Genomic DNA, 14,803 nt, shown 5'->3' with positions numbered 1-14,803 from the left:
GACTCAAAAAAAGACCATGATCTACGGCATCGGCACCGACATCTGCGACGTGCGCCGCATCGCGGCCAGCCTGGAGCGCCACGGCGAGCGTTTTGCCCAGAAGGTGCTGGCCGACGGCGAACTGGCCACCTGGCGCGAGAGGAGCAGCCGCTGGCCCGACCGGGGCCTGCGCTACCTGGCCACGCGCTTTTCCGCCAAGGAAGCCTTCAGCAAGGCCATCGGCCTGGGCATGCGCATGCCCATGACCTGGCGCCACTGCGAGGTCGCCAAGCTGCCATCCGGCCAGCCAGTCATCGTGCTGCACGGCGCGCTCAAGGAATGGTTCGAGGCCCGGGGGCTGCAGGCGCACCTGAGCGTGACCGACGAGACCGACTACGCCGCCAGTTTCTGCGTGGTCGAGAGGGCTGAAGAAAAATCGGCCTCCAGCGCTTGATTGGCAAGCGCTGATGGCTATTATTTGCATAGCAAAATCATTCTTGAAACCCATGACCGAACACGCACCCCTCATCCTCGACGTGGCTGGCAAAGAGCTGACCAGCGCTGACCGCCGCCGCCTCGCGCACCCGCTGACCGGCGGCATCATCCTGTTTGCCCGCAACTGGGAGAACCGCGCGCAGCTGCTGCAGCTCACGAGCAGCATCAAGGCCGTGCGCGACGACCTGCTGATCTGCGTGGACCACGAAGGCGGCCGCGTGCAGCGCTTTCGCACCGATGGCTTCACGCACCTGCCGCCGATGCGCGCGCTGGGCGACATGTGGATGGACGACGGCAAGGGTGCCAAGGCCGTGCCCGGCAGCGGCGCGCTGCGTGCGACCAATGCGGCCACGGCGGCGGGCTATGTGCTGGGCGCCGAGCTGCGCGCCTGCGGCGTGGACTTCAGCTTCACGCCCGTGCTCGACCTCGATTGGGGTGAAAGCGGTGTGATCGGCGACCGCGCCTTTCACCGCGACCCGCGCGTGGTGGCGCTGCTCGCCAAGAGCCTCATGCACGGCCTGCTCCAGGCGGGCATGGCCAACTGCGGCAAACACTTTCCCGGCCATGGCTTCGTCAAGGCCGACTCGCACACCGAGGTACCCGTGGACAAGCGCAGCCTCAAGGCCATCCTGGCCGACGACGCCGCCCCGTACCCCTGGCTCAGCAGCACGCTCACCAGCCTGATGCCGGCCCATGTGATCTACCCCAAGGTCGACAGCCGCCCCGCGGGTTTCTCGCAGCGCTGGCTCCAGGACATCCTGCGCCGCCAGATGCGCTTTGATGGCGCGATCTTCAGCGACGACCTCAGCATGGAAGGCGCCCGCCGCCTGGACGGCCAGGTGGTCGGCTACACCGATGCGGCCGTGGCGGCGCTCCAGGCCGGCTGCGACCTCGTGCTGCTGTGCAACCAGAGCGTGGGCGATGGCCGCGCGGTGGATGAACTCATCGCCGGCCTGGACCAGGCCCGCGCCCAGGGCCGCTGGCAGCCGAGCGTGGACAGCGAGTCCCGCCGCCTGGCGCTGCTGCCCGAAACCTTGCCCCAGGCGTGGGATGAGCTGATGTACCAGCCCGCCTACCTGCAGGCGCTCGACCTGCTGCCCTGACGCAGAGCAACCGCTTTCGCGCGGCCCGGCGCAGGGCCGTGCCGCGCCCGGTTGGTTGCGCTATGGCGTGTTGAAAGGCCCGGGCGTGACCGGTGGCGGGGCCGCCGGCGCACTTTCCGCGGCATGCGCAGCGCTGGCGGGGGGCGCGGGCGGCGGTGGCACCCCCTGGAATCTGCGCACCACCCGCTGAAACACCAACGCATTCGGAATCTGCAGCCAGGCCACCTGCCCCGCTGCTGCGCCATGGTCCTCCAGCGTGGTGTACAGCAGGTTGATGTCCACCACCCGGCCCTTGGCGCCCGGTTTCTCCGCGGTGTCCAGCACCTCGATGTAGTCGCCGATGCGAAAGGGCCGTACCGTGAAGATGAGCAGCGCGCAGAACAGGTTGGAGAGCACGCTCCACGCGGCAAAGAACGCCACGGCGCCCACCGTGGCGAAGCCCGTGAATGCCGTCCAGAGCACGGTGGCGGACACTCCCATGCGCTCGAGCACCAGCAGCAGGGCGCCCGCCACGATGAACCAGCGGATGAGCCCGTTCATGGGCACGACCAGCTCGTCGGGCACCTGGTAGTGCGCACTGGCGCGGCGCACGATGCGGCGCAGCATGCGCTGCAGCAGCCAGGCGACAAACAGGATCAACAGGATCTGCGTGCCGGGGATGATGACCTCCAGCCAGTCCTGCACCCAGTCGGGCAGGCGGGCCTTCAGGATTTGCATGCGCGAAACGGCGGTGCGCGCGCTGCGCTCGGTGGCGTCGAACGAGAAGGCGGAAAAGAAACTCAATTGCGCAATTGCTCCACGGTGTCCATCTGCATTTCAAAGCTGAAGAAGCGGTTGCGGCCCTGGGCCTTGGCGGCATACAGGGCCTGGTCGGCCCGCATGATCATGCTTTCGGCATTGGTGCTGTCGTCGGGCACGCAGGTGGTGATGCCACCCGACAGTGTCAGGATGCTGCCCAGTGGCGAATCCGCATGCGGTATGGCGCGGACCTTGAGCAGCTGCGCCAATGCCCTTGCAAAGGTCATCGCGCCCGAGCGCGGCGTGTTCGGCAGGATGAGTGCGAATTCCTCGCCGCCATAGCGCGAAGCCACATCCCGGGGGCGCACGCAGACCTCGCGCAGCAGGCGGCCCACCTCTTTCAGGCAGGCATCGCCCTGCACATGCCCGCTGGCATCGTTGAAGAGCTTGAAGTGGTCCAGGTCGCACAGCATCAGCGTGAGCGGCGTGGCATCGCGGCGTGCGGCCAGGATCTCGTTGTGCAGGATGCGGTCGAAGCCGCGGCGGTTGACCAGGCCGGTGAGTGCGTCGACCTCGACCATTTCGTTGAGGCGCTGGTTGGCCAGGTGCAGCTCGGCCGACACCGACACGAGCCTGCGGCGCATGTCCAGCAGCCGCCGCATGGCCCGCAGCTTGGCCATCAGCACGATGGGCCTCACGGGCTTGACCAGGTAGTCATCGCCCCCCACTTCGATGCCGCGCCAGACGTCGAGCTCGTTGTCCAGGCCCGACAGGAAGATGATGGGCGTCCAGTCGCCGGCCTCGCTCTCGCGCATCTGCTGCGCCACCCAGTAGCCATCCTTGCCGGGCAGCTTGATGTCCAGCAGCACCAGGTCGGGCCGGTGGGCCTTGAACAGGTGCAGTGCCGCACTGCCCTCCGGGGCCTCGAAGATGGCGGACACGCCCGCGCGCCGCAGTTCGGCCACCAGCGCGGCCCGCACGGAGCCCTGGTCCTCGACCACCAGCACCGAAAAGCCTGCGCCCGCGGGCAGTGGCGCGTTGGCCGGATAAGGGGCGGTGCTGGAGATGAATGGCACGGTGGCTCCTGGTGTGTCCTGTGAAACGGCGCGATCAGGCGGACGTGGCGGCCGGGCGCTGCGGATGCGGTCTCAGGACTCCCGGCGCAGCGCTGGGAAAAGAATCACGTCGCGGATGCTGGGGCTGTCGGTCAGCAGCATCATGAGGCGGTCGATGCCGATGCCGCAACCCCCCGTGGGGGGCATGCCGTATTCCAGCGCCCGCACGAAGTCATGGTCGTAGAACATGGCCTCGTCGTCGCCGCTGTCCTTGGCGGCCACCTGGGCATGGAAACGCGCGGCCTGGTCTTCGGCATCGTTCAGCTCGCTGAAGCCGTTGCCGAACTCGCGGCCCGTGATGTACAGCTCGAAACGCTCGGTGACCTCGGGGCGGGCATCGTTGGCGCGTGCCAGTGGCGAGATCTCGGTCGGGTGCTCCATGATGAACGTCGGCTGCCAGAGCTTGTCTTCCACCGTTTCTTCGAAATACAGCACCTGCAGGCTGGCCAGCGTGCGTGCCGAGAGCTTGTCCTTCTCCTCGGTCATGCCCAGCTTCTTGAGCGCGCTGACCAGCCACGCGGCATCGTCCACATGGGCGCCGGCTTCGGTGTACTGGAAGATCGCTTCGCGGATGGTCAGGCGCGCGAACGGCTGCGTCAGGTCCACGGCGCGGCCCTGGTAAGTCATTTGCAGCGAGCCCGTGGCCTTGAGCGCCACTTCGCGGATCAGCGTCTCGGTGAAGTCCATCAGGTCCAGGTAGTTCCAGTACGCCGCGTAGAACTCCATCATGGTGAACTCGGGGTTGTGGCGCACCGAGATGCCCTCGTTGCGGTAGCTGCGGTTGATCTCGAACACCCGCTCGAAACCGCCCACGATCAGGCGCTTCAGGTACAGCTCGGGCGCGATGCGCAGGTACATCTCCTGCTCCAGCGCGTTGTGGTGCGTGACGAACGGCTTGGCATTGGCGCCGCCCGGGATGGGGTGCAGCATGGGCGTTTCGACTTCAAGGAAGCCGTGGCCCACCATGAACTCGCGCAGGCCGCTCACCGCCTTGCTGCGCGCCATGAAGCGCTTGCGGGCCTGCTCGTCGGTGATCAGGTCCACATAGCGCTGGCGGTACTTCTGCTCCTGGTCGGCCATGCCGTGGAACTTGTCGGGCAGGGGGCGCAGGCTCTTGGTCAAGAGGCGCAGGCCGGTCACCTTGACCGACAGCTCGCCCGTCTTGGTCTTCATGAGCGTGCCTTCGGCGCCCACGATGTCGCCCAGGTCCCAGTGCTTGAAGGCGGCATACAGCTCTTCGCCCACGGCGTCGCGGGTCACGTAAAGCTGGATGCGCCCGCCCACGTCGCCCAGCGAGCCATCCTGCACCGTGGCAAAACTGGCCTTGCCCATGACGCGCTTGAGCATCATGCGGCCGGCCACCGAGACGTTCACCGGCGTGGCTTCCAGGGCCTCGTTCGTGGCAGCGCTGTGCTCCAGGTGCAACTGGGCGGCCTTGTGGCCGGGCTTGAAGTTGTTGGGGAAGGCAACGCCACCGCCGTTGGCCTGGGCCTCGCGCAGAGCGCGGAGCTTTTCGCGGCGCTCGGCGATGAGCTGGTTTTCGTCCTGGGGAGCGGGGGCGTGGTTTTGGTCTGACATAGGTGCCGTCGGTGCGGGGGCGTGAAATTTTGGGGCTGGGTTCAGCCAAACCCCTGATTTTATCGGCTACGGGGTGCCGACTGGTCCTTATCCCCTGGACGGACGGTCGCTCCACAGCGCGGATGCCGTTCCGGCGATGATCTTCAGGTCGGTCCAGAGCGTGTGCGAGCGGGCGTAGTCGGCGGCGTAGCGGAGCTTGATGGGCAGGATCTGCTCCACGTAAGTGCGCTCCGGATCGCCGCTCTGGCCCAGCAAGGTGCTTTCGTCGCGGAATTCGATGGAGGCGCGGTCTGTGATGCCCGGCCGCACGCTGAGCACCAGTTCCCGCACGGAATCCGGGTAGAGCGCGACATAGTGCGGCACCTCAGGCCGGGGGCCGACGAGGCTCATGTGGCCCAGCAGCACGTTGAAAAGCTGGGGCAATTCATCGATCTTGGTGCGCCGCAGCCAGTGGCCGGCCCGGGTAATGCGGGCATCGGCCCCTACGGTAATCGCCGGGCCAGCAGCTTCGGCGCGCGGGTGCATGGTGCGGAACTTGCAGATGCGGAACAACCTGCCTGCGCGGCCCACGCGCTGCTGGCGAAAGAATGCTGGACCGGGCGAATCCCGCACCACCCACAGTGCCACGGCCAGCAGCACGGGGGCGAGCAGCAGCAAGCCGAGGGCAGCAAAGAAAAGGTCGAACAGCCGCTTGGGCATGTCAGCGCAGCACCTCGTGCAGCGCTGCAATCACGCGGTCCTGGTCGCTGTCACTCATGGCGGTGAACAAGGGGATGCTGATCATGGCCTGATAGGCTGCATCGGCCTGGGGGAACATGGCGGGCGTCAGTTGGTACCGGTCGCGCCAGTACGGGTGCCGGTGCAGCGGCACATAGTGCACGCTGGTGCCGATGCCCCTGTCAGACAGTGCCTGGATGACCTCGTCACGCCCCAGTGGCGCGTCCGCCCGCAGCCGGATGACATAGAGATGCCACGCATGGGTGTCGCCTGGTGGCGCAGTGGCTGGCAAGGTCAGGGGCAGGGGCGCCAGCTGTTCGTGGTAGCGGATTGCCAGGTCTTGCCGTCGCTGCACGAATTGCGGCAGCCGCGCCAGTTGCTCCACGCCCATGGCGGCTGCAACGTCCGTCATGTTGTACTTGAATCCCGGAGCCACCACCTCGTAGTACCAGGCGGGCGTCTTGGACGTGAAGCGGTCGAAGGCATCCCGGTTCATGCCGTGCAGGCGCATCACGCGCATGCGCTTGGCGAGCTCCGGGTCGCGCGTCACCGCCATGCCGCCTTCTCCGGTGGTGATGGTCTTGTTGGCGTAGAAGCTGAACACCGTGACATCGGACTGCAGTTGTCCCACCAGGGTGCCGCGCCAGGTGGTGGGCAAGGCATGGGCTGCGTCTTCCACCACCTTGAGCTGGTGTTCTTTGGCGATGGACAGGATGGCGTCCATGTCGCAGGCCAGGCCCCCGTAGTGCACGGGCATGATGGCTTTTGTTCGGGGCGTGATGGCGGCGCGCACCTTGGCCGGGTCGATGTTGAGGGTCACCGGGTCCACATCCACCAGTACCGGTTCGGCGCCCAGGTAGCGCACCACCTCCACGGTGGCGGTGAATGTCAGTGTGGGCGCGATCACCTCGTCGCCGGGGCCGATGCCCAGGGCCTCCAGCGCAAGGTGCAGACCCGCCGTGGCGGAGTTGACAGCAAGGCTCTGGAGCCCGTCGCCCCCCAGGAAGGCGGTGAATGCCTGCTCGAACTCCTTGGTCTTGGGCCCGGTCGTGACCCACCCCGAAAGCAGGGCTGCGCTGACGGCATCGATTTCCGCAGCACCGATATCGGGTCGGGCGAAGGTGAGAAAAGTAGGAGCGGATGGCGTCAGTGGCATGGGCAGGGGCGGTCCAACAGGGAAAAGGGAGCGGCAGGGCTGGCAGGTTAGCGCGCAGCGCGTCCGATGGGGTGGTACTCGATACCCATGGCCTTCATGTCTCCGGGCTCAAAAAGATTGCGCCCGTCGAAGACGACAGGGACACGCAATGTCTTGCAGAGATGGGCGAAGTCCGGGCTGCGGAACTCCTTCCATTCCGTGACGATGACCAATGCGGTTGCACCGTCTAGTGCGCCGCTGGCGCTGTCGGCGTACGTGAGCCCTTGCCGGTCTCCAAGTGCGATCCGCGCCTGGGTGACAGCCACGGGGTCGTACGCGCAGACTTCTGCTCCGTGGTCGAGCAATTGACCGATGACTGTGCGGCTGGGGGCTTCTCGCATGTCGTCCGTGCCTGGCTTGAAAGCTAGGCCCCACACCGCAAACCGTAGACCATGAAGAGCAGATCCGAACCGTCTCACCACCTTCTGGACAAGAATGCCCTTCTGTCTATCGTTGACGACTTGTACTCCCTGAAGAATCTGGAGCTCATGGCCGCAATCGGCAGCAGTTCGAAGCAGCGCACTCACATCCTTTGGAAAGCAAGATCCCCCGTAGCCTGCACCCGCATAGAGAAAATGGGTGCCGATGCGGGGGTCTGTGCCCATGCCGGTGCGTACCTGCTCAATGTCGGCACCTAGCGTTTCCGCCAAGAGCGCCAGTTCATTCATGAAGCTGATGCGCGTGGCAAGCATGGCATTCGCTGCGTACTTGGTGAACTCCGCGCTGCGTATGTCCATCACGATGAGACGGTCCCGGTTGCGCATGAAGGGGGAGTACAGGGTGTGCAACAAGTGGACAGCAGCGGGGTCATCCGTTCCCACCACCACACGGTCTGGCCGCATGAAATCCTGCACTGCCGAACCTTCCTTGAGGAACTCGGGGTTGGCAGCAATCGCATAGCCGGGGTGGATAGAACGGCATGCCAGAACCTTGTCCACAGCATCGCGCACCTTGTCCGCCGTTCCGACCGGAACAGTGCTCTTGGTCACGATGAGTTTGTACTCCGCCATATGCTGCGCCACGCCGCGTGCTGCAGCCAACACGTGTTGAAGATCGGCCGAACCGTCTTCTTCCGCCGGAGTTCCCACGGCAATCATCTGCACTTTGCCGTGGGCGACAGCCTGGAGCATGTCCGTGGTGAATTCAAGCCGACCGGCTTTCGTGTTGCGTAGCACGATGTCTGACAGCCCGGGCTCGTGGATCGGAATATGTCCTGCACGCAGCGCCTCGATGCGGGTGGTGTCCGTGTCTACGCAAACGACCTGGTTGCCCATCTCCGACAGGCATGCGCCTGTCACCAGGCCTACATAGCCTGTGCCAATTACTGATATCTTCATATGCAGCTTTGCGCCTTGATTGGAAGGGGTCCGGTTTTTGGGGCTGTATTCATCGCGGTTTGACTGCCCAGGTAAGGCGATGGGTGCGCAGGGGATAGAGCAGCCATGATGCAGAGGCGATCAGTGGTGGCGAGAGGCGCCGCGCGATGGGCGGTGCCAGGGTTAGTCGGTACGAATCCAGCTGCGCTTGCGGAAAAAGTTCTCGCAATTCGCTCAGCGGCATGCCTCGCACATCGGCATTGGCAGGGTTGTTGACGACAAAGTCATAGACCAGCACTCCGCCGCCGGGCGCGACCCATTGCCAGATCGCCTGGGCCAGATGGCGGCGATAGCCCTCGTCGAGCAAAGAGCTGAAGAGCGTGAAGGCGAGCACGGCATCCTGGCTGGCAGGCTGCACCGGGGCCAAGACGGCATCTCCTTCCACAATGGCCGCGTCCGCTGGCAGCGAGGCGCGCGCTGCGGCGGCTCGTTCGGGAAGAAGCTCCAGGCCCGTCAGGCAGGCGGGGGTGGCACCCAGCCGCACCAGGTCGTGCAGATTGCCCGCACTCCCACAGCCAACCTCCAGCATGGGCCGCTGGGCCAGGCTGCTCCAGCCGTGGGCCCGCCAGATGCGTGCCATGGCGCGCAGGCGCTCCTGCTGCGCCTGCAGCGCCGCCGCATTGGCATACAGGCTGTAGCGGGCTTCATCGGCCGCTGGGTCGCGCCGTGCGTAGCGGGCCTTGACGGCCTGGGGTTCGTTGTCGGTCATCGCGTGATGCGTGCAAAGTCGGAGGAAGGCGCGCGCGAGCGTGCAACGTCCCACAGCCCTCGCCAGGTGCCCAGGCCGTAGCCCACATGAAACGCCGCAATCGTCGCCGGGAGGCGGGGCAGCAGCCCCCAGTTGCGGGCCGATCGGGCTGCCGCCACCGATGCCGCCAGAAGATAGGTTGCGTAGGCGAGGCCCAGCGCGGCCCCGGGCCAGGCGGACCAGGGCAACACCACGGCGCTGGCCACCGCGCTGGCCACAAATGCTGCAGGCACCAGCTGCCGCACGGAGCCTGGCTGCCCATGTTTGCGCATCACAAAAGGCCGCCAGTAGCCGTACTGCCGTTGTTGCGCGAATAGGTGCCGCAGCGAATTGCGCGGGTGGTAGGTGGAATGGATGAGCCGACTCTGCCAGATGCGTGCCCCCCCCAGGCGCATGCGCAGGTTGTGCTCGTCGTCCTGGTTGCGCACCAAGGCTTCGTCAAACAGTCCGAACCGGTCAAACACGCTGCGGGGCCAGCATCCCAGGTAGACGGTGTCCACCTCGCCTTCGTACTGGTCATCGCGCGAGCGCGCGCCGCCCACCACCCAGCGGCACTGAAAGGCGGCGGCGATGGCGGCCCCGGTGGGGCCCGTTCCTTGGGCGACCCACGGGCCGCCCACGTTGTCAGCGCTGGTGCGTTCGAGCGCCTCGATGCACTGCGCAAGGTAGTCGGGGGCAAACTGGCTGTGCACGTCCATGCGGGCAATGGTGCCGCCCCGCGCGCGGGCAATGCAGGCGTTGAGACCGGTGGAGACAATGCGGCCGGGGTTGTCCACCAGAACGAGCCGTGGGTCCGCAGCACAGCGCTGCAGGAGGTGATCGCGCGTGCCGTCATCGCTTTCACCGTCTGCAATCAGCACTTCCATGCGCCAGCCCGCCGGCAGTTGCTGGCGGAGGGCCGAGTCGCAGAAAGCGTCGATGTGCTGGCGCTCATTGCGGCACGGCACGATGACGCTGAGCAATGTGTCCAATTCAGGGCCTTTGGGCATGGAGTTCAAGGTGTACGGAGCAACTGCTGGTACAGCGCGTGCATGCGGTTCATCTGTACCGCGCGGTCGCCGTCCTGGGCGATGCGGGTGGCATTGTGCAGGCCGGCTTGTTCCGCCAGGGTGTCGTTGGCGATCAGGGCTTCCAGCCGGGCGGCGAGCGCTGTGGCGTTCCCCGCCTCAACCAGCCACTGCGGGTCGATCCAGTGCCGGTTGGCTTGCAGTTCGCTGGCGACCACCGCGAGGCCACACGCCATGCTCTCCAGCATGGCGACGGATGTTGCGTCACTGCTGGGCACCGAGACAGATATCTTGCCTTCGCCCAGTACCCGGGTCATGCCCGCATCATCGAGTCGGCCGTGGAACTGCACCTTGTTGTCCAGCTGCGCCTTGTGCACCTGGCTGCGCAGGGCGCTTTCCATGCTGCCTCCTCCGAGCAGGTGCAAGCGCAGGTCGGCCGAGGGCAACCGCGCCTGCAGAAGAGCGAATGCCTCGATGATGGTGTCGATGTTGTAGTTGGGTTCCCAGGCGCGCAGGCTCACCAGTTGGCTGCCTTGCTTGTGGCTCCAGGGAACGGGGTGGAAGCGCTGCAGTTCCACCCCCCAGTGGATTTCCTCGGTGGTGCAGCGGGGTCGGAATTGGGCCACTGCGCTCATCAGGCTGGCGGAGTCGCCGGTGATGAGGTCGGCCTGGCGCAGTATCCAGCCGGTCAGCCAGCGCATCCAGGCGCTCTTGCCGGGGGTCACCAACAGGTCGCTTCCCCAGGCGGTCATTACCACCGGATGTTTGCCGCAACGTGCGGCCAGATAGCCGTAGGAGGTGACGTAATGGGCATGCAGGAGGTCGGGGGCCAGTTCGGCCACGTGGCGCCTGGTTTCCCGGACACGGAACAGCCAGTCGAGCGAGCGGTGCACGGGCCGGATGGCCCGCACGGTGACGCCATCGATGGACGCGGGGCGTGCCGTGATCAGCGAAACGCGGTAGCCACGCTGGAGCATTTCCCGCGCCCACCGCTGAACATGGGGGCTGGTGGCATCACCCAGGAGGCACAGGTGTGTTGCCATGTCAGATTGTCCGCGTCCAGGATTCGTAGTGCGGACGCAGTTCTGGATGCTGCGAAAGCAGGCGCTCATCCTGTTCGCGCACGTCGCCGATCTGGCGCGCCGGGACCCCCGCCACGATAGCGAAGTCGGGCACTTCGCCGCGCACCTGCGAGTAGGCACACACCACCACCCCCTTGCCGATGCGCGTGCCGGCTTCGATCAGGCTGTGGGGGCCGATGAAGGTGTAGGCGCCGATCTCGATGGGCGCGCTGATGTAGCCAGGCTTGGAGCCCTCGTGGACTGCGTAGCCGCTGCCCAGGAGGCGAATGGCGCGGTGGGAGCTGTGCGTCACGATGCTGACGAAGTTGGTGATCTGGACCCCTTGCCCAATCTGCAGGCCCGCTGTGGCGTCGATGAAATTGAATTGGCCGATGAACACGTGGTCTGCCAGCCGCAGTGCGTGCTCCCCCTCGATGCAGGTGCTGGGGGCGATGCGGGTGTGTGGCAGTGGCTGGCCGAGGTGGTTGCTTTCCCCGAAGACGATGCGATGGAGCAGCGCATGCCAGAGGCGGCGGCGCCATCGGTTAAACACGGCTCTCATGGGGCACCTCCCTCCAGTTCGCCAACACCCAGAAATAATAGGCAAAGTAGGCCAGCATGCTCGCTGACACGCCCCATCCGGCACCTTGCAGGCCGCCCAGGTACAGGCCCAGCAGCAGTCCGGCGAAGAAAAGGCATTGTCCGATCAATGCCAGGCGCAGCGCCCAGGCCTGTGCATTCCAGGCCATGGTGACCACGGCAAGGGGTGACGCCACGAAGTGCAGGGCGATGTACGGGGCGATGGCCCGTGCAAGTTCCCCTGTCTGGGCCCATCTTGCCCCAAAGGCCAGGGCGAAAATATCCGGCCCCCAGAGGAGAAGGATCGCCGCGAGCGGGCAGGCCAGGGCAGCGAGCCCCAGCATGGCCCGGCGCACCAGCGCCCGGGCGTCGCCAGGGCTCTCTGCCTTCAGAAGGCGCGGGTACAGGGTTTGCGACAGCGCACCCCCGACGAGGGTTGCCGGGGCCTTGAGATAGCGCAGTGCCAGGGCCCAGAACCCCGCTGAGGCGTCCCCTGTCCACGCTGCCACCAGCACCAGCGTGAGCGTATCCTGCAGCGCACCCATGAACGCGTGTGGCGTGTTGAGCAGGGGGAAGTCCTTGTGCTGCAGGGCCATGGACCGCAGCCTGGCAAGGGGCTGGCGCCACATGGCCGTCCAGCCCCCGGCTGGCGCCGGCCGGGCCAGCATCCAAGCCCCTCCCAGGCTGGCCAGCGTGGCCCCGAGCACCAGGCCCAGGGGGCCGGCCTTCAGCAGGCCGAGCACGAGCTGCAGGATGGCGCCCCCACCTTGCTGCAGCAGCCTTGCCGCCGACAGCAGTCCAAAACGCTGCGACCGGGTGGCCCACATGGTGAGCCATTGCATGGCGCCGCCCGCCAGCACCGCGAAGGGCAGTGCCCAGGCCATCGGCATGCGTTGCCAGAGCATGAGCACGGCAGCGGTTGCGGCGGAAGCCGCCGTCACCGCAAGCAGCACGCGCGCGCACAAAGCCATGAGTTCGGCAGCCCGTGGCTCCGTGGATTCCAGGGGGAGTGCGAATTCGTAGCGCGCGCAGCCGACCACCGCCATGTTGGTGGCCAACGCCCACAGCAGCGCGAACTGCCCGAAGGCCTCCGGGCTGTACAGGCGCGTGAGCGCCGGGCCCAGCACGAGTGGAATGGCGTGGGCCGCAACGCTGCCCGTGAGCAGGGTCAGCGTTGCCCGCAGGAGTCCCGGCTTCATGGCAGTGCTTGTGTTTCAGGACGGTAGCCCGGCACCAGCTGGCCCAGCAGGGCCGTCATGGCGGCCCGATCGCCATCGCGCGCGGCCTGCTGCAGTGACTGCAGCAGGGCCTGCAGTTCGGCCCAGGGGCGAAACTCCTCGCGGGCCCGCAGTATGCGGGGGTGGACGGTGGGCAGCGGGTTGTCTCCAATCAGCAGCTCTTCGAAGAGTTTCTCGCCGGGGCGCAATCCCGTGAAGACGATTTCGATGTCGCCCTCGGGGTGCTGGTCGTCGCGCACTGTCAGGCCCGACAGGGCCACCATGCGTTGCGCGAGGTCCAGGATCTGTAGCGGCTCGCCCATGTCCAGCAGGAATACGTCGCCCCCGTCCGCCATCGTCCCCGCCTGCAGCACGAGCTGGGCCGCTTCGGCGATGGTCATGAAATAGCGCGTGACATCGGGATGCGTCACCGTGAGGGGGCCGCCGGCCGCGATCTGCTGGCGGAACAGCGGTATCACGCTGCCGCTGGAGCCCAGCACATTGCCAAAGCGCACCATAGACAGGCGTGTCGGGCATCTCCAGCCCGGTGGGCTTTCGGCCGACAGCCCGAAAGGCATGCGCTGGGACGCCGCGATGGCTTGCAGCACCATTTCTGCCACACGCTTGGTGGCGCCCATGATGTTGGTGGGGCGAACAGCCTTGTCTGTGGAAATCAGGACGAAGTGGCGAGCGCCATGCTTCAGCGCGACCTGCACCATGTTGAGCGTGCCGAACACGTTGTTCAGGATGCCTTCGCCCGGATTGGCTTCCACCATGGGCACGTGCTTGTAGGCGGCTGCGTGGTAGATGGAGGTGGGGCTGTACTGCTGGCAGATGTCGTCCATGCGCTGCTTCTGGGTGACGCTGGCGAGCAGGGGTACCAGGGCGCACTGGTGCGCGCCCTGGTGGGCGAGCGCCTGCAGCTCGTGGTGAATGGAATACAGCGCATATTCGCTGTGATCCACGAGCAGCAGCTGGCGGGGGCCCTCGCGCACGATCTGCCGGCACAGCTCGCTGCCGATGCTGCCGCCCGCGCCGGTGACCATCACCACGGCGTTCTCGAGATCGCGCCCCAGCAAGCCAGGGTCCGGGGCCACCGGTTCGCGGCCCAGCAGGTCCTCGATCTCGAGGTCCTGGAAGTCGGTGACCGTGACCCGGCCGCTGGCGAGGTCCGACAGGCCGGGCAGGGTGCGTATCCGAACGGGCAATTGGCGCAGGCTTTCGATGATCTGCCGGCGCCGCAGGCGCGTGGTGCTGGGCAGTGCCAGCAGCACATCGGTGATCGCGAGCCGGCGCGCCACCTCGGGCAGTGCAGTGGGGGAATGCACCCGCACTCCGTTGATGCTGCGTCCGACCTTGCTCGGATCGTCATCGACAAAGCCCTTGAGCACGTACTGGCGCATGGCGCCCAGTCCCGCTGCGGTCTGGGCGCCAGCGCTGCCGGCTCCGTAGATCAGCAGGCGGTAGGGGGCATGGCTGCTGTGGCCGGCCAGCGCCAGCCACCCCAGTGCGCGGCTGGAGCCCACCAGGAGCATGAACAGCAGGGGCTGCAGAATGCCGACGCTGCGTGGCACGCCTTCCCATTGCGCTGCCAGGAGGCAGCCCAGCAGGAGTGCTCCATAGATGGCCACCGCCTTGCCAGTGGTGATGAGTGCCGTGATTCCTGTATAGCGGAATATCGCGCGGTACAGCCCCAGTTTGGCGAAAATAGGAAACGCCAGGGCCGGGGCCAGTGCATACGCGAGCCACTGCATGCCTTCGGGCCAGTGCGGTGTCTCCAGCCTCAGCGTGAAGGCGAGCCACATGGCGACGAGGCCCAGGCAAACGTCCATCGCCACCACCACAACGCGCTTGGCTGCGCGCGACCAGCCCAGGATGCGGTTCAGCATGGGCGT

General features: G+C 66.3%; 14 protein-coding genes. 2 read left to right on the top strand and 12 right to left on the bottom strand.

Annotation, left to right across the window (positions count from 1 at the left end; all coding sequences use genetic code 11):
* The first annotated feature begins 16 nt into the window (after positions 1–16).
* Positions 17–433, top strand: a complete 417-nt coding sequence (acpS, locus tag AC1RCS_RS07025) for a holo-ACP synthase (RefSeq protein WP_218340109.1) — start codon at positions 17–19, stop codon at positions 431–433.
* Positions 434–485: 52 nt separating this feature from the next.
* Positions 486–1,577 (top strand): beta-N-acetylhexosaminidase, encoded by a 1,092-nt coding sequence (gene nagZ / locus AC1RCS_RS07020; RefSeq protein WP_492244135.1) that lies wholly within the window; start codon positions 486–488, stop codon positions 1,575–1,577.
* 60 nt (positions 1,578–1,637) lie between these two features.
* Here the strand turns inward: nagZ and AC1RCS_RS07015 are convergent, their stop codons facing one another.
* The 12 genes from AC1RCS_RS07015 to AC1RCS_RS06960 form a co-directional block, all read right to left on the bottom strand.
* Positions 1,638–2,294 (bottom strand): mechanosensitive ion channel family protein, encoded by a 657-nt coding sequence (locus AC1RCS_RS07015; RefSeq protein WP_218295818.1) that lies wholly within the window; start codon positions 2,292–2,294, stop codon positions 1,638–1,640.
* 62 nt (positions 2,295–2,356) lie between these two features.
* On the bottom strand, positions 2,357–3,382 hold the full coding sequence (locus AC1RCS_RS07010) for a GGDEF domain-containing protein (RefSeq protein ID WP_369643777.1): 1,026 nt from the start codon (positions 3,380–3,382) through the stop codon (positions 2,357–2,359).
* Positions 3,383–3,463: 81 nt separating this feature from the next.
* The gene (gene lysS, locus AC1RCS_RS07005; protein ID WP_218295584.1) at positions 3,464–5,008 is read right to left on the bottom strand and encodes a lysine--tRNA ligase; all 1,545 of its coding nucleotides are present in this window, start codon (positions 5,006–5,008) and stop codon (positions 3,464–3,466) included.
* Between the two features lie 87 nt (positions 5,009–5,095).
* Positions 5,096–5,707, bottom strand: a complete 612-nt coding sequence (locus AC1RCS_RS07000; RefSeq protein ID WP_492244134.1) for a sugar transferase — start codon at positions 5,705–5,707, stop codon at positions 5,096–5,098.
* Position 5,708: 1 nt separating this feature from the next.
* Complete coding sequence (locus AC1RCS_RS06995; protein WP_492244133.1) at positions 5,709–6,881, bottom strand: DegT/DnrJ/EryC1/StrS family aminotransferase; 1,173 nt, start codon at positions 6,879–6,881, stop codon at positions 5,709–5,711.
* Between the two features lie 47 nt (positions 6,882–6,928).
* Positions 6,929–8,257 carry a UDP-glucose dehydrogenase family protein gene (locus AC1RCS_RS06990; protein WP_492244132.1) on the bottom strand — a complete coding sequence of 443 codons (1,329 nt, stop codon included), beginning with the start codon at positions 8,255–8,257 and terminating at the stop codon, positions 6,929–6,931.
* A gap of 49 nt (positions 8,258–8,306) precedes the next feature.
* Positions 8,307–9,005, bottom strand: coding sequence for a class I SAM-dependent methyltransferase (locus AC1RCS_RS06985; protein ID WP_492244131.1), 699 nt, complete (start codon positions 9,003–9,005; stop codon positions 8,307–8,309).
* A complete protein-coding gene (locus AC1RCS_RS06980; RefSeq protein ID WP_492244130.1) occupies positions 9,002–10,033 on the bottom strand; it encodes a glycosyltransferase family 2 protein in 1,032 nt (343 codons plus the stop codon). Before AC1RCS_RS06980 ends, AC1RCS_RS06985 begins: the two co-directional genes overlap by 4 nt.
* A 5-nt stretch (positions 10,034–10,038) precedes the next feature.
* Positions 10,039–11,094, bottom strand: coding sequence for a glycosyltransferase (locus tag AC1RCS_RS06975; protein ID WP_492244129.1), 1,056 nt, complete (start codon positions 11,092–11,094; stop codon positions 10,039–10,041).
* 1 nt (position 11,095) lies between these two features.
* Complete coding sequence (locus tag AC1RCS_RS06970) at positions 11,096–11,674, bottom strand: acyltransferase (protein ID WP_218295578.1); 579 nt, start codon at positions 11,672–11,674, stop codon at positions 11,096–11,098.
* Entirely contained in the window at positions 11,658–12,890 is a 1,233-nt protein-coding gene (locus tag AC1RCS_RS06965) for a lipopolysaccharide biosynthesis protein (protein WP_492244128.1), read from the bottom strand. The genes AC1RCS_RS06970 and AC1RCS_RS06965 overlap by 17 nt, the downstream gene beginning before the upstream one ends.
* The gene (locus AC1RCS_RS06960; protein WP_492244127.1) at positions 12,887–14,797 is read right to left on the bottom strand and encodes a polysaccharide biosynthesis protein; all 1,911 of its coding nucleotides are present in this window, start codon (positions 14,795–14,797) and stop codon (positions 12,887–12,889) included. Before AC1RCS_RS06960 ends, AC1RCS_RS06965 begins: the two co-directional genes overlap by 4 nt.
* Positions 14,798–14,803: the final 6 nt, after the last annotated feature.

The sequence above is a fragment of the Acidovorax sp. GW823-FHT01C06 genome, assembly GCF_058798375.1.
The sequence above is the reverse complement of the archived record's forward strand: the minus strand, read 5'-3'. Positions and strand labels throughout refer to the sequence as shown.

What these genes read in the sequence shown, in the direction of transcription:
- acpS (WP_218340109.1), top strand. Translation starts at nt 17, where the DNA reads ATGATCTACGGCATCGGCACCGACATCTGCGACGTGCGCCGCATCGCG.
- nagZ (WP_492244135.1), top strand. Translation starts at nt 486, where the DNA reads ATGACCGAACACGCACCCCTCATCCTCGACGTGGCTGGCAAAGAGCTG.
- AC1RCS_RS07015 (WP_218295818.1), bottom strand. Translation starts at nt 2,294, where the DNA reads ATGCAAATCCTGAAGGCCCGCCTGCCCGACTGGGTGCAGGACTGGCTG.
- lysS (WP_218295584.1), bottom strand. Translation starts at nt 5,008, where the DNA reads ATGTCAGACCAAAACCACGCCCCCGCTCCCCAGGACGAAAACCAGCTC.
- AC1RCS_RS07000 (WP_492244134.1), bottom strand. Translation starts at nt 5,707, where the DNA reads ATGCCCAAGCGGCTGTTCGACCTTTTCTTTGCTGCCCTCGGCTTGCTG.
- AC1RCS_RS06995 (WP_492244133.1), bottom strand. Translation starts at nt 6,881, where the DNA reads ATGCCACTGACGCCATCCGCTCCTACTTTTCTCACCTTCGCCCGACCC.
- AC1RCS_RS06990 (WP_492244132.1), bottom strand. Translation starts at nt 8,257, where the DNA reads ATGAAGATATCAGTAATTGGCACAGGCTATGTAGGCCTGGTGACAGGC.
- AC1RCS_RS06985 (WP_492244131.1), bottom strand. Translation starts at nt 9,005, where the DNA reads ATGACCGACAACGAACCCCAGGCCGTCAAGGCCCGCTACGCACGGCGC.
- AC1RCS_RS06980 (WP_492244130.1), bottom strand. Translation starts at nt 10,033, where the DNA reads ATGCCCAAAGGCCCTGAATTGGACACATTGCTCAGCGTCATCGTGCCG.
- AC1RCS_RS06975 (WP_492244129.1), bottom strand. Translation starts at nt 11,094, where the DNA reads ATGGCAACACACCTGTGCCTCCTGGGTGATGCCACCAGCCCCCATGTT.
- AC1RCS_RS06970 (WP_218295578.1), bottom strand. Translation starts at nt 11,674, where the DNA reads ATGAGAGCCGTGTTTAACCGATGGCGCCGCCGCCTCTGGCATGCGCTG.
- AC1RCS_RS06965 (WP_492244128.1), bottom strand. Translation starts at nt 12,890, where the DNA reads ATGAAGCCGGGACTCCTGCGGGCAACGCTGACCCTGCTCACGGGCAGC.
- AC1RCS_RS06960 (WP_492244127.1), bottom strand. Translation starts at nt 14,797, where the DNA reads ATGCTGAACCGCATCCTGGGCTGGTCGCGCGCAGCCAAGCGCGTTGTG.